This is a genomic window from Planctomycetia bacterium (genome assembly GCA_016795155.1).
GTDB lineage: Bacteria > Planctomycetota > Planctomycetia > Gemmatales > HRBIN36 > JAEUIE01.
The window spans coordinates 23,511-37,095 of the sequence record JAEUIE010000010.1 but is presented as its reverse complement, the minus strand read 5'-3'; the positions used below and the strand labels follow the sequence as shown (position 1 = coordinate 37,095).

General features: G+C 52.7%; 12 protein-coding genes. 4 read left to right on the top strand and 8 right to left on the bottom strand.

Annotation, left to right across the window (positions count from 1 at the left end):
- Positions 1-105 precede the first annotated feature (105 nt).
- The 5 genes from JNJ77_04785 to JNJ77_04765 all read right to left on the bottom strand — a co-directional run bounded on the left by JNJ77_04785 (position 106) and on the right by JNJ77_04765 (position 4,291).
- Entirely contained in the window at positions 106-513 is a 408-nt protein-coding gene (locus tag JNJ77_04785; protein ID MBL8821882.1) for a hypothetical protein, read from the bottom strand.
- Positions 506-1,732 carry an ABC transporter permease gene (locus tag JNJ77_04780; GenBank protein ID MBL8821881.1) on the bottom strand — a complete coding sequence of 409 codons (1,227 nt, stop codon included), beginning with the start codon at positions 1,730-1,732 and terminating at the stop codon, positions 506-508. The genes JNJ77_04785 and JNJ77_04780 overlap by 8 nt, the downstream gene beginning before the upstream one ends.
- 6 nt (positions 1,733-1,738) lie before the next feature.
- A complete protein-coding gene (locus JNJ77_04775; protein ID MBL8821880.1) occupies positions 1,739-1,972 on the bottom strand; it encodes a hypothetical protein in 234 nt (77 codons plus the stop codon).
- A 16-nt stretch (positions 1,973-1,988) separates the two neighbouring features.
- Positions 1,989-2,789 carry an ABC transporter ATP-binding protein gene (locus tag JNJ77_04770; protein MBL8821879.1) on the bottom strand — a complete coding sequence of 267 codons (801 nt, stop codon included), beginning with the start codon at positions 2,787-2,789 and terminating at the stop codon, positions 1,989-1,991.
- A gap of 62 nt (positions 2,790-2,851) precedes the next feature.
- Positions 2,852-4,291, bottom strand: a complete 1,440-nt coding sequence (locus tag JNJ77_04765) for an HlyD family efflux transporter periplasmic adaptor subunit (GenBank protein MBL8821878.1) — start codon at positions 4,289-4,291, stop codon at positions 2,852-2,854.
- Between the two features lie 275 nt (positions 4,292-4,566).
- On the opposite strand from JNJ77_04765, the gene JNJ77_04760 reads away from it, so the two are divergent.
- Positions 4,567-5,136, top strand: coding sequence for a GNAT family N-acetyltransferase (locus JNJ77_04760; protein ID MBL8821877.1), 570 nt, complete (start codon positions 4,567-4,569; stop codon positions 5,134-5,136).
- Here JNJ77_04760 and JNJ77_04755 read toward each other — a convergent pair.
- A complete protein-coding gene (locus JNJ77_04755) occupies positions 5,093-5,974 on the bottom strand; it encodes a sugar phosphate isomerase/epimerase (GenBank protein ID MBL8821876.1) in 882 nt (293 codons plus the stop codon). The genes JNJ77_04760 and JNJ77_04755 overlap by 44 nt on opposite strands.
- A gap of 498 nt (positions 5,975-6,472) precedes the next feature.
- On the opposite strand from JNJ77_04755, the gene dnaN reads away from it, so the two are divergent.
- The 3 genes from dnaN (at position 6,473) to JNJ77_04740 (ending at position 10,294) form a co-directional block, all read left to right on the top strand.
- Entirely contained in the window at positions 6,473-7,594 is a 1,122-nt protein-coding gene (gene dnaN / locus JNJ77_04750) for a DNA polymerase III subunit beta (protein ID MBL8821875.1), read from the top strand.
- Between the two features lie 89 nt (positions 7,595-7,683).
- Positions 7,684-7,998, top strand: coding sequence for a DUF721 domain-containing protein (locus JNJ77_04745; GenBank protein ID MBL8821874.1), 315 nt, complete (start codon positions 7,684-7,686; stop codon positions 7,996-7,998).
- A 49-nt stretch (positions 7,999-8,047) separates the two neighbouring features.
- Positions 8,048-10,294 carry a serine/threonine protein kinase gene (locus JNJ77_04740; protein ID MBL8821873.1) on the top strand — a complete coding sequence of 749 codons (2,247 nt, stop codon included), beginning with the start codon at positions 8,048-8,050 and terminating at the stop codon, positions 10,292-10,294.
- A gap of 36 nt (positions 10,295-10,330) precedes the next feature.
- On the opposite strand, the gene JNJ77_04735 is transcribed toward JNJ77_04740, so the two are convergent.
- Positions 10,331-11,671 carry a hypothetical protein gene (locus tag JNJ77_04735; protein MBL8821872.1) on the bottom strand — a complete coding sequence of 447 codons (1,341 nt, stop codon included), beginning with the start codon at positions 11,669-11,671 and terminating at the stop codon, positions 10,331-10,333.
- A gap of 228 nt (positions 11,672-11,899) precedes the next feature.
- Positions 11,900-13,324: a type I glutamate--ammonia ligase gene (gene glnA / locus JNJ77_04730; protein MBL8821871.1), complete on the bottom strand. Its 1,425-nt coding sequence runs from the start codon at positions 13,322-13,324 to the stop codon at positions 11,900-11,902.
- Positions 13,325-13,585 lie beyond the last annotated feature (261 nt).

Genomic DNA, 13,585 nt, shown 5'->3' with positions numbered 1-13,585 from the left:
TTTCGACAGATTTTCTGCCAGGTTCCGGCAGCATTCATCCACCTGTTACGACAAGAACAGCCGATTTAGATGGTTTTCCTGTTAGATTTTCCGGACCTTACCAGACTACGACTTGCTGCCATGCATTTCGAGCAACTGGCTGACTTCGGCATCGGTCATCTGAACCACGGGCGATGATTTCAGAATCAACGCATAGCGGGAATTCGTATCCGCTTTCATGGTTTCGGTCAGTTCCCGGGCTTTGGTCCAGAGTGCCTCAACAGCTTCTGCAGCAATAGCTTCCTTCGATTCCAGGGTTTCATCACACACTACCACGAGGCTGGTGTAAGGCTGCAGCCACTGGAACCGCTCGTGGTTGATCAGCAGTTGCAGATATTCGCCATTGCTGCGAATGGGGCCATGCTCGGTTTCATAACTTTGCCGTTCCGCATCGAGCAGCGATTTATGCAGGTGCAGCAGCGCCGTTCGCAGCGCTGTCAGCGAATCACGCCAGGAATTGGGAAGGTTATTCATATCGCAACGCTTCAATGGGATCGAGCTGCGAAGCTTTCATGGCAGGGTAATAGCCGAAGAACACGCCCACGCTGGCAGCCACGCCGAAAGCTACCGTTGGATAAATGGGGGACAGCCTGAGTGGCCATTCGAGCAGATCGGTGATGATGTAGGCAAAGCTCAACCCCAGTAGCACGCCGATCAAGCCTCCGCCCAATGATAGCACCACCGATTCAATCAGGAACTGGTTGCGCACATCGTTGGGTGTGGCGCCCACCGCCATGCGGATGCCAATCTCGCGGGTACGTTCCGTCACCGAGACCAGCATGATGTTCATGATGCCGATGCCACCGACGATGAGTGAGATGCTGGCAATGACAATGACCAGAATGTTCAGCGTATTGGTGAGCAGCAGACCGATCGCTGCCATTTCCTCGACACTCGTAACATCGAAATCGTTGGGCATGTTGCCCCTCAGATTGCGTCGTTCGCGAAGTATCTTGGTGATGCGTTCCTGCGTCGGGCCGATGTCCTCATTGCTTCGCGTGGTGCACGTGATGACGGAAACGCGTGGTTCACGTCCCAGACGCTGCTGAATGGTGTTGATAGGTACAAAAACCTGATCGTCCTGATCCTGGCCGATAGGATTCTTGCCCTTGGGAGCCAGTACGCCAATAATTTCAAGAGACTGCCCATAGAGTTTCAAACGCTGGCCAATCATGTCGGCAGGTCGGCGGCCGGGAAACAGCTTCTTGGCCAGTGATTCACCAATTACCCCCACCGCACTGGCACTGCGATTTTCGGCATGGCCAAACAATCTGCCGGCTGAAACGGTCCACTTGCGGACCAGGAACATGTCAGGCCAGATGCCGGAGATAGTCGTCAGAAATGTGCCAGTAGCGTTGGTGACTTGATCCTGCGTAGCCTGCGATTCCGCCACGCCGATTGTCATTTTCTTGAGTGCTGCATCAGCCCGGATGGCTGCAGCATCTTCGCTGGTGATGGGGGTACTATGCACGGTGATGCCGGTGCTGGTACGGCCGCCGGGGCGAACCAGGACAATGTTCTTGCCGACGCTTTCGAGCCGGTCATCGAGCTTTTCCTTGGCGCCATTACCTGCTGCCACCATCGCGATGACAGCTGCAATGCCGATGACAATGCCCAGACTGGTCAGCGTGGAACGGCCCTTGTTCACAAACAAGGCTGCCAGGGCTACACGTAATGCCGAAAAGAAACCCATCGTCCGTTAGTTTCCTTGTTTCGCAGGGACAGACTTAACCACGTTGTTACCCTTGTTCCATTCCTGCAGGTAATTCACCGTTCGATCCAGCACGTACAGGCAGACCAGAAGACCGATGCCCATCCAGACCATACTGCCAGGCGAAGTACGGGGCCTGGTTTCCCTTTCGAACTCCGAGTTGCTGATGGCTTCAGTGGGTTCGGGGTGCTCCGGATAATCGGGAAGCTTCTGATGATTCATCGTGTGCCTCCTCTCTTCAGGCCGAAGCCGCATGGGGCTGTGCCTGGGGCAAAGGCAAGGTGACGCCACGTGTCATGGAGCCGTTGCCATTCTCACCATTATTGATGGCTGCCAGCGAATCGCGTGCATCAATAGGCCTGTCGTTGTAATAATCTTCTGCAATCAGACCGTCTTTCACGATCAGGCAGCGCTTGGCATGATGAGCAATATCGGGTTCATGAGTCACGATGATGATCGTCTGACCCAGATCGCGGTTCAGCCTCTGGAACTCAGCGAGAATTTCGACCGAGGTTTTGCTGTCAAGATTGCCGGTCGGTTCATCGGCCAGCAGTAGCTGCGGATCGTTGACCAATGCCCGGGCAATGGCAACACGTTGTTGCTGTCCGCCGGAAAGTTGATTGGGCATGTGTCCGCTGCGCTGCCCCAGGCCCACCAGTTCAAGCTTGGCCTGCGATCTTCTTCGTCGTTCTCGTGGCCCCAGACCGGCATAGAGCAGCGGCAGTTCCACATTTTCCAGTGCGGTATACCTCTTCAGGAGATTGAAACCCTGGAACACAAAGCCGAGCTTTTCATTGCGTAGCTTGGCAAGCTGAAAGCGGTTCATCTTGCCGACGTCCTGGCCACCCAGACGATAGAGTCCTTCGGTAGGGCGATCCAGGCAGCCGAGGATATTCATCAGCGTCGATTTACCCGAACCGCTGGTGCCCATGATGGCCACGAATTCACCCGGATTGATGTCGAAACTGACACCACGCAGCGCCACTACTTTCACCTCACCGGTGTCGTAGACCTTGCGAACGTTCTGGATTTGGATGATGGCGGCCATGCAGGATTCTTTAGTGTGGGTATTGCTCGTGGTGAAATGTTTGATGGCGAACCTTAGCCCGGCATGCGGAATGTCTTGCCGCCAAACAAACCACTGGGTTCTGGTTTCTTGGGAGCTTCAGTGACCGCCTGTTTGCCCAGCAGATCTTCCGGTTTACCACCGAGCACTTCCTTGATGTGGGTCTGCCCTTCTTCACTGGCGCCGGCTTTCACATACTTCGGCTCATAAGTGCCTTTGTTCCAGAACCAGACAACACTCCAGCCCTCTTCTTCATTCTTCTTCAATTCTTTCTGCTGAGCCTCATTCATCCCTTCCGGCGTGAACGAAAGCGCTGCAGAGGGCACTGTGACGATGTTGCTGAAGTTCTCCACAATGATCTGAAGGTCGGAAGCGGTATACCCCACAAACAGCGGATGGGTTTTCCGCATCGCTGCATCGAGTGGATCAACACTGATGATCACGTTGTAGGAAGCAGGGCCGGAATTATTGGCAACTCCTCCGCCACTCATCGCCATCAGGGCTTCCAGACCTGCCATGCCCGTTCGTTGAGCGACTGCAGGCAGCGGATCAACTCGCAACACCTTGCCGGTAAACTTGATGCGTTCCGCCGAGTAGGCTTCGACATTGAAACGTACAGGCACACCCTGTCCAGCTTTTAATTGTTCTGGAGTAAACGTTTTCAGTTTGCTGTGCAACTTGCCAATATCCTGCTCACTGATCTGGGCTTTGATTTCCCACTCATCCATGCCTGGTGCAACTATAAACAATGCCGATCCGTTCACAGGACCGGCATTGATCGGCTGGCCATCTTTCACCAGCTTGTTCATTTCGAGAATGATGCCATCACAAGGGGAGTTGATGGTCATGGCTTCGAGGCCACGGCGAGCAAGAGTTAATCCCGCTTCGGCACGCTGAAGATTGGCCAGTGCCAGAGTGATATTGGCTTCCGCAACATCTCTGAGTGCATAACTGGCTTGAGCTGATGCTTCAGCTTTTTCAAGTTCTTTTTTGGCTAAATTGAGTTTGCCACCTTCGACACTATCTTTCAACTCTTCCATGCGCTTCACGCCGGCGCGAACAAACTCCAGTTCCTTTTCAATGGCGTTAATCTGAGCTATCTTTTCGACTTTGTTAGCTTCGGCCCGTTTCAAATCGGCCTGAGCCGTTTTCACCGCTGCTTCCGCTTCAGAAACCCTATTCTGTGCAATGGAACTGTCGAGATTGATGAGCACATCACCTTTTTTGACGTGCTTGCCAACAGACAACTCAGGTGTTACTTTTTCAATCTTGCCAGCAGTTTCTGCAACAACGTAGTAAACACCGCCTTTGAGTTCCAGCTTGCCACTGCCGGTGATCTTTTCTTCGAGGTTCCCTTTGCGGATCGCTTCCACCTTTGGTTCTTCAGTGGACGTCACATAACGTGTTTGCTGCCAGTAAAAGTACCCTACTACACCGCCTGCTACCAGCAGTATGAATAACAACAGACTTTTCACAATGGAATCCTCAGCAGGACAATGAAATCCAGTAGTCTGGCAATGGGCCAGGGGCAGGGTGAACTGGTATCTTCCTGATTGAATGAAAAGGCACGACCATCCGTGTCGCGCAATGCCTCAATCTGACGACTGATATTCTAGAGAATTTTACAACCCTTCTCTACTAGGATGTCTTAAAAGCATGGGTTTTTTTATAGCTTATACCTCAAATCTTACGTGAAAGAGGAATGGGTAGTCTGGGCAACTTGGGACGTTAGATGTGGGGTGGTGAATTCATGAAGCTGACTCTCGATACCGAGCGTTTGATTCTCAGGCCGTGGCGCGATTCTGATCGTGTTCCGTTTGCAGCTCTCAATGCCGACCCCAAGGTCATGGAGTTCTTCCCTTCGGTACTCACCCGACAGGAAAGTGATGCCCAGGCTGATCGCATTGAAGATCACTTTGTACGCCACGGCTTCGGCATGTGGGCCGTGGAAGTCAAAGGGCACACCCCCTTTGCAGGGTTCATTGGCCTGGCTCATCCTAGTTATCAAACACACTTCACGCCCTGTGTCGAAATAGGCTGGCGGCTCGCTCCACTCTATTGGGGCAAAGGCTACGCCACCGAAGGAGCACGCCGGGCTTTGCAGTTTGGATTCGATCAACTGGGCCTTGAAGAAATCGTTTCTTTCACTGCAGTGGGAAATATCGGTTCCCGCCGGGTGATGGAGACGCTGGGAATGCAGCGTAACCCGGAGGATGATTTTGATCATCCGTTGCTGGCGAAAGAGCATCCGCTCTGCCGACATGTGCTGTACCGGCTTAAGCGCCAGCCAGTTCCCGCCACAGCGCCTTGTAATACTTGAGGAAGAGTGCACCACTGACAGGGTCCAGTTTCTCGCCTATCTCGATCAGAGTGTTGCGATCATAGTTGGCTTCTTTCAAGCAGGTAAACAATTCCCGATAGGGATAGCTGCCATACAGGGCGTTGATATGACACGACTTCAGCCAGGGTTTGAGCAGTTCAAAGTAAGACTTCACTGAGCCATCCTTGATATCGCTCTGGTTGGAGTTCCAGGTGATTCCCACCTGGGGATGATTGGCATGTTCCAGAATCGTTTTCATCCGTGGCGGATGGCTCGTTCCTCCACCATGTACTTCAACCCATATTTCACAACCCAGGTTGGATGCTTCCTGCCCACACTGCGTCAGAGCTTTTCCTATCTGTTCCAGTGTCTTTTCTTCCGGCACATTCTTGGGTAAGCCATTGGGTCGTACCTTTACGCCACGGGCATCCAAGTCATGGGCCAGTTCAAGAAACTGTTTGCAGGTTTCTATCTGATTCTTCACCACGCTGGCGTCCGGGCTGTGAAACTCGCAGGTACTGCCCAAACCCCAGAGCACTATGCCTGCATCGGCAAATTGTTGCTTTATTTCCCTGCGACGTTCCACAGAAATATCAGGCTCTACTCCATGTTTATGCGTGGTTCTGAGTTCTACCGCTGCCACTCCCGTTTCCTTGCAGTTCTTCAAGATGGTGGGAACATCCCATTCCGCTGCCAGGTTGTAGGTCACCAAACCTAATTGAAACAATGGCTTGCCTGCGCTTGGCTTCGTCTCTTCTGCCTGGCTCATCATCGGCAAAGTCACCATGGATGCCAGGCTAGTCCCTAGAATACTGCGTCGAGACATCTGATGTTGCATGTGGAACTCCTCGGGTTGGCTTCGAGTCTACCGCTTCAATCTTCAGATACAAACTTTGTCAGAATTTTTCCTGACAACTGGCAGTGCATAAGTATGTTGGTTGATTGTGTAACCAGTGACAATAACTCCGTCAATGAGCCTGTTCATAACTTGTTCATCAATTTTGACAAACTCTGACTGTTCATGAACTCTACTTTAATCACACACAGACAACAATTATCCCGACAAACCATTGACAGGTTATCGACAGCCTACTTATTGCTCCATCTATCTGGGGGACTGATGCTTAGAACCTATTCCAGATAGTTATGAACAGTTCAACTGCTCCCTACTGTATCTTCTGCTGTTCTTCTTTTATTCTTAAAAAGAAAAGACAGAGTAGTCTGAACCGACCCAGCCAGCCTGTCTGAAAAAAGAACGCTGGGGGAATCATTTCTATGCTACCCAACGCGGGTAAACCTGCTATCTTCCATAACAGAACAACAAGAGGCATCACGCATGAAAGCGGTCTTTGACCGGGAAGCTCTGGCCCAGGCATTTCAACTCACCAGCAGTGTCGTTCCGGCACGCACGCCCAAGGTGATCCTGCAGAACGTCAAATTGAGTGTCACCAAGAAACATGCAACGCTCAAAGCTACGGATCTGGAATCGGTAGGCATCAGCATGGAAGTGCGGGGCGTGCAGGTTGAGGAACCGGGCGATATCCTCCTTCCAACAGGTCGGGTGAATTCCATCCTGCGCGAATGCAGTGATCAGGAACTGAAAATAGAAGGCGATGGTGAAGGCGTTTGTCTTCGCGGCCAGTACAGTGAATTCGAACTGCCTGGCGAAGATGCAGATCAGTACCCCACGGTAGCGGGTTTTGAGGGAGACAAATATCACAGTATCCCGTCGAAACAACTTAAGGAAATGATTCACCGGACCATTTTTGCAGCAGCTACCGAATCGGCCCGCTATGCCCTTACCGGTGTGATGTGGGAACTGAACGAAGACAAGGTTCGCCTGGTAGCGACTGATGGCAAACGCATGGCCGTGGTGGATGGCAACGGCGAAGCACATGGCGGACATACCACCGGCAACCAGACTCCAGTGGTGCCGACCAAAGTGATGCAATTGCTCGATAAGAACCTGGCTGATACTGAAGACCCCGTGCTGGTGCGCTTCAGCCCCAACGATGTGCTCTTCAAAGTAGGCAAATCGGAAATCTATGGCCGACTGGTGGAAGGGCGTTACCCAACGTACCGCGAAGTGTTTCCCAAGAAAACAGCAGTCAAAATACCGCTGATGGTTGGTCCGCTTAGTTCCGTCGTCAGGCAGGCTGCGATTCTTACGGATGAAGATACTCGCGGCGTTGATTTCAGCTTTGCGAAAGGAACACTGACGTTGCAGGCCCGTGTTGCAGAAAAAGGCCGGGCCAAAATCCAATTGCCGGTGGCATATGACAGCAAATCGATGAGCACCACGTTCGATCCAAAGCTGGTGCTGGATATGCTCCGCGTGCTGGAACCAGACACCGAAATCACTCTGGAACTCGTCGAGAACAACACAGTAGCCCTGTTTACCGCTCCAGGCAATTACAGCTACATCGTGGTACCGTTGACACGTGGGGAAGGAAAGTAAGGGATATACAAGCCTTGGATCTCCCTTGACCCGAAGTCTCACTCAAATCCTCTTTTTCTCACTGGACATTTCCCTTACACTCGTAAGGTATGTCCACCTTTGTCCCATTTCCTGAAGACCGTGGCGTGGAACCATTGAAGGAGGTTCTGTCACGGGTTATGCTGCATCGGGGCTGGGGCAAGGTCAGTGCTCAGGCAAGGCTCGAATCTGCCTGGAACAAAGTTGTCGGTGAGCCCTGGAATGGCTTGAGCCAGGTAGTTGCGTTCAAAAGGGGAATGCTCGAGGTCAGAGTAACTGACGCATTGACCCATCAACACCTGGTCATGATGCAGTCCAGACTGATGAAGGATATGCAGAAGCAATTGGGTACCACGATTCAGACCATCAGGATGCGTGTCGGATAACGAAGACGTTTGCAGAATGGATTATTGCAGAAATACAAGGACCGCTTGAGTGACAGCGAAGAATTCCATCTCCAAATCTCTTGCTCGTGCCAGCTTCACTGCACTCTCAGCGGTAGGCCCGGCGATGCGCCGACTGGCCAGCCGTTCGAGTGTTCAAGCCACGGGGAAATTCCTCCGGCAACAACTCTGGATATGGCCGATCCTGGCTGCCATCATCCTTGGTGTCACGGGTCTACTCGTGGAGCAGTCGGTCGACAAAGCCATGAGCCGGCAACGTGAAGCCGAGTTGAACACCATCCTCAATGCAGATGTGGAAGCACTGAAAATATGGATGGAAGATCAGGGACAGACAGCAGAACTGGTGGCACGGGATGAAAAACTACAGGACATGATCGCTCAACTCCTGCAGAGTAATACCGGAGGTGTGGAGGGTGAACGGTCCCTGATTTACTCCAAAACCCAAACAGAAATCAGAACTCGTTTGAAGCCCATCCTCTCATCGCTGGGTTACATGGGTTATTTCATCGTCGCAGAGAATGGTGTCACCATCGCTGCTGAACAGGATGCCCCGGTAGGCAAGCAAATGGGTGGCTATCGCAAAGAGTTTTTTGATCGCGTGTTCCAATCTGGACCCTCAGTATCCAAGCCGTACCGAAGTCCGCTGTTGCTGCAGGACGAATCAGGCGAGTACCGTGCCAATCTGCCAACCATGTTTGCTGCAGCCCCGCTCAAGCAATCGGATGGAAAGGTTCATGCCGTTCTCGGTTTGCGTATTCGCCCTGACATGCAGTTTTCCCAGATTCTGCGTGTGGCTCAAGCTGGGCAGACGGGCGAGACCTATGCCTTCGACAAAGACGGCCTGCTCCTTTCCAACAGCCGATTTGACAACGATCTGAAGCGCATCGGTCTGCTCGCTGACCTGCCTGAATCGCAATCCATTCTGACGTTGAAGTTACGCAACCCTGGCGTGAACATGATGAAAGGGGAAAGGCCGGAGCAACTTCGCAACGATCAACCATTGCCCTTCAATGTAGCTGATGCCATCCAGGGAAAATCGGGATGCGAGCCGTGGGAATACCGCGATTATCGAGGCGTGCCAGTGGTGGGCGCCTGGACCTGGCTTACCGATTATGATTTTGGTGTCTGCACGGAAATAGATGTGGAAGAAGCCTACGCTCCGGTCTATATCCTTCGCCGGGCGTTCTGGGGCTTGATGATTCTGCTGGGTATTGCCTCGGTGGCGATTTATGTTGCCATGTTCCTGATGGCCAAGCAGCAGAAAATGTTGCAGGCCGCAGTGCTCCAGGCTAAACAACTGGGCCAGTATGCCCTGGAAGAAAAACTGGGTTCAGGCGGCATGGGCACAGTCTACAAAGCCCGACACGCCATGCTCCGTCGGCCTACGGCGCTGAAACTCCTCGATGTCGACAAAATCTCAGGAAGCAGCATTGCCCGCTTCGAGCGTGAAGTGCAGATCACTGCGACACTCACCCATCCCAATACGGTTTCCATCTTCGATTATGGCCGCACACCCGAAGGCATCTTCTACTATGCCATGGAGTATCTCGAAGGCATCAACCTCGACGACCTGGTGACGCGACATGGTCCCCTGCCCGAAGCCCGCTTGGTATACATTCTGCGGCAGGTATGTGGCTCATTGGGTGAAGCACACGCTGCCGGGCTGGTGCATCGCGACATCAAACCAGCAAACATCTTCCTGACGCAGCGGGGTGGCGTACAGGACTTTGTCAAAGTGCTTGACTTCGGACTGGTGAAAACCGTATCCGATAGCGAACAGGCTCACCTGACCTCAACCAATGCGGTAACCGGCACGCCTCATTATCTTTCGCCGGAAGGCATTTCCCAGCCTGACCAGGTAGATGTCCGCTCGGATGTCTATGCACTGGGTGCGGTGATGTACTTTCTGCTGACAGGCAGCACCGTATTCTCCGGCCAATCGGTTGTCGAAATCTGCATGAAGCATGTACGGGAAAAGCCAGAAACGCCGTCAGAACGATCCAGCAAATCCATTTCCCCACAAGTAGAATCACTGATCCTACGCTGCCTGGCCAAGTCGCAGGCTGATAGACCAGCCAACGCCAACGATGTACTGAAAGAGCTGAACCAGTGCGCGTTCCAAGGCACATGGACAGAAAGCGACGCAGCCATCTGGTGGAAAAATAGACAGGATCAACGACAGCAGGAAACGCAAGTATTCACTGCCGAGTTGCATGAAGCTGCTATGACGACAGCGAGAAGTGAAGCAAACGCCACGATGGAAAGAACGCAGTTGTAAAACCGTGGGTCACGATTGTATCGTGACAAAAGACAGTTATACCTTCACGGCAATACCACGTGAACGAATTAGCCGTTTTACAATTAACCGCAGGACAATGACAGACCCAATGCCCGCCCCCCATGCCCAGGGCCAGCGTGATCCTGGTTGGGCATTCCACAGCAGCAGCCCCATGCCCGTAGGCTCATACCCTTGCTGAATACTCGCGACATAGTTGCAATCGGGGCTGACCGCAATCATCCACGGATAACCCAGACGAGTGGATCGTAGTTCTGCGATCTGTCTTCCGGTGTTTCTTTCACTGAGCCTTACCATCGTTGGTACTCTTTTGGGGTGCCGTAACGATGTGCCAGCCTTCTCGTCGAACCACTCCAGCGTGGCGTTGAACCAGTCAGGCTTGTTGTCCAGTGAACCATGTTGTAGCTGAATCTGCATGTCGCCAACAAACTTCCAGTTGCTCATAATGGGTAGGTGGTTAACACGATAATCCACGAAACCTGTCAAGGATGGTTCTTCTCGAGGCTCGCCCAATCGCCCTGCCTGCACTTCCAGAGAGCTGCAGCCAATACGATAACATTGTGGGGCCACCGAGGTATTAGTTTCCAGATACAGTCGGTTGTCTGCCCAGTGATTGATCACGCTCCAAGGACCATTCGGCAAAGTGTGGACAAACCGGGTCTTCCCATCAGGCAGGTTGACGATTTCGATGCTCCACTGTTTGTTGGTATGGTCAATCCACTGTATGGCCATCGCACTGCCATCGGGCGAGAAGCCGGCGGCATGGCTGGGTCTACAGCCGGAAGAAGGGCGAAACTCCCTTACAATCCTGCCAGTGTCTGCTTCGATCAGCGCTGTGGGAGTGATATCTCCCCGCCCGTACAAGATACTCCATATCCATTTACCATTGGGTGAAAAAGCAGGCCAACGTTGACCCTCGAATGGAAAGGGACCCGCTATCCGTTGAAACGTCGCGGCATCGAGTAGTTCATAGGTCTTTGGCCTGATGGGCCAGTTGCCTGCAGCTTCCTGCTCCGGATTATACTTCGACGGGTCAATGAACTCTCTCGCGAGAAAGATTTGCGTTTGATTGTTAATCAGATGGCAGTCGCACACCCACCAGTTGTTCTCGCCTGCAAACGTCTTGCGGTCCACTTCACTACCAGTGGTAACATCAAATCTATGGATGGTGAGATCACTGAGTCGGGTGCTGGGGTTACTGCTGCTGATCGTCATAACCCGCTGGCTGGTTGCATCAAAACCGAGAATACGACCATGACCAATCGCCCGTTCCCACACTGGCGAAGCAGGCCACCAGTAGATGACGCTGACAACGACGGCCAGCAACAGCAGTTGGAGCAACAAGAACCATTTCTTCATTACGCAGTTCAGCATAACCGACAGCATCACACAAGTACAGGCGTCAGTTGCGTCTTGCTGAATTCATGTGATTGTCTCGGCGTTTAATTAAGGATAAACCGCCAAGAAGCCAAGGAGCGCCAAGGAATACAGGTAGCGAAGTTGCTCAGTTGGAATCAATGAAGAAAGGCGGAAGCAACCGCTTCCGCCTCTCGTTTGGCTGATAGCTAAAAGCTGACGGCTGACAGCTTAAATATCGTAGTACATCATGAACTCATACGGATGAGGACGCAGGCGGACGGCATCGGCTTCCTTCTCGGTCTTGTACCAGATCCAGGTGTCGATGACATCGGGAGTGAAGACATCGCCCTTGAGCAGGAACTGGTGGTTGCTGCGCAGGGCGGCCAGTGCTTCATCGAGTGAGCCGGGTGCCTTGGGTACCTTGGCGAGCTCTTCCGGTTCCAGATCGTAAATGTCCTTATCCAGCGGCTCGCCGGGGTGAATCTTGTTCTGGATGCCGTCGATCATGGCCATCAACATCGCTGCAAAGGCGAGGTAAGGATTGCATGAAGGATCAGGACAGCGGAACTCCAGTCGCTTCTGCTTCGGTGATGGGCTGTAGACCGGAATGCGGATGGATGCAGAGCGGTTACGTCGGCTATAAGCCAGGTTGACCGGAGCTTCGTAGCCAGGCACCAGTCGCTTGTAGCTGTTGGTGGTCGGGTTACAGAAACCACAGAGAGCCGGTGCATGTTTCAGCAAACCGCCGATAGCGAACATCGCAATGTCAGACATGCCTGCGTAGCCGGATCCAGCGAAGAGGTTCTGGCCACCCTTCCACAAGCTGGCGTGGACATGCATGCCGGAACCATTATCGCCGAAGAGTGGCTTGGGCATGAAGGTGGCTGTCTTGCCATGCTTCTTGGCAACATTCTTGACGATGTACTTCAGCTTGAGCACATTGTCTGCCATCGTAACAAGGTCGTTGAAGCGAATGTCGATTTCGGCTTGTCCGCCGGTGGCGACTTCGTGGTGCTGGCGTTCCACCTGCATGCCGCAGGCGTTCATGATCAGCATCATTTCAGAACGCATATCGTCCTGAGAGTCAGCGGGGGGACAGGGGAAGTAACCTTCCTTGTACCGGAGCTTGTAGCCAAGGTTGGGCCGGCCATCGATTTCGAACTCGCGTCCGGTGTTCCAGGCGCCTTCTTCGGAATCGAGGAAGTAGTAGCCACTGTGCTGGTTCTGATCGAAACGCACGGTATCAAAAACAAAAAACTCCGGCTCAGGGCCGAAGTAGGCGACATCTGCGAGCCCCAGGCTCTTCATGTAGTTGACAGCTTTACGGGCAATGTTGCGAGGGTCGCGAGTGTAATCTTCGCGGGTGAGCGGGTCCTGAATGTTACAGATAATGGTGAGCGTTGGCGTGGCACAGAAGGGATCGACAAATGCCGTTTCCGCCTGGGGGATAACGAGCATGTCAGATTCATTGATCGCCTGCCAGCCGCGGATGGACGACCCATCGAAGCCGAGGCCTTCTTCGAAGATGCTCTCTTCCATTTCTTCACTAGGGATGGTGAAGTGTTGCCAGATGCCGGGGAAATCCATGAAGCGGAGATCAACGGCCCTGATCTCCTTTTCTTTAATCAGCGCCAGTACTTCTTTCGGTTTCATAGGGGACAGCTCCTGAAAACGTAGAACACGACCTGGGATAACAGGGACAAGAAAAACGGTAGTTTGATCGAGGACCGCTGCTGCCAAGAAGGGAGGGAATAAAGACAGCACGGTTCTGACTAGACTGGAGCAATTTAAGGGAGAAACGTCAGCTCGGCAAGATTTTTGTGATGGAATGTTGAAGATGGTATGACGTGCAACAAAGAAGCTGGAATTACGATAGAATCCGTGTATGGTTTTCCAATAAACTATTGGCTTCAG

Excerpts from the sequence above, each read along its gene's own strand:
- JNJ77_04785 (MBL8821882.1), bottom strand. The coding sequence starts at position 513 with ATGAATAACCTTCCCAATTCCTGGCGTGATTCGCTGACAGCGCTGCGA.
- JNJ77_04780 (MBL8821881.1), bottom strand. The coding sequence starts at position 1,732 with ATGGGTTTCTTTTCGGCATTACGTGTAGCCCTGGCAGCCTTGTTTGTG.
- JNJ77_04775 (MBL8821880.1), bottom strand. The coding sequence starts at position 1,972 with ATGAATCATCAGAAGCTTCCCGATTATCCGGAGCACCCCGAACCCACT.
- JNJ77_04760 (MBL8821877.1), top strand. The coding sequence starts at position 4,567 with ATGAAGCTGACTCTCGATACCGAGCGTTTGATTCTCAGGCCGTGGCGC.
- JNJ77_04755 (MBL8821876.1), bottom strand. The coding sequence starts at position 5,974 with ATGCAACATCAGATGTCTCGACGCAGTATTCTAGGGACTAGCCTGGCA.
- dnaN (MBL8821875.1), top strand. The coding sequence starts at position 6,473 with ATGAAAGCGGTCTTTGACCGGGAAGCTCTGGCCCAGGCATTTCAACTC.
- JNJ77_04745 (MBL8821874.1), top strand. The coding sequence starts at position 7,684 with ATGTCCACCTTTGTCCCATTTCCTGAAGACCGTGGCGTGGAACCATTG.
- JNJ77_04735 (MBL8821872.1), bottom strand. The coding sequence starts at position 11,671 with ATGAAGAAATGGTTCTTGTTGCTCCAACTGCTGTTGCTGGCCGTCGTT.
- glnA (MBL8821871.1), bottom strand. The coding sequence starts at position 13,324 with ATGAAACCGAAAGAAGTACTGGCGCTGATTAAAGAAAAGGAGATCAGG.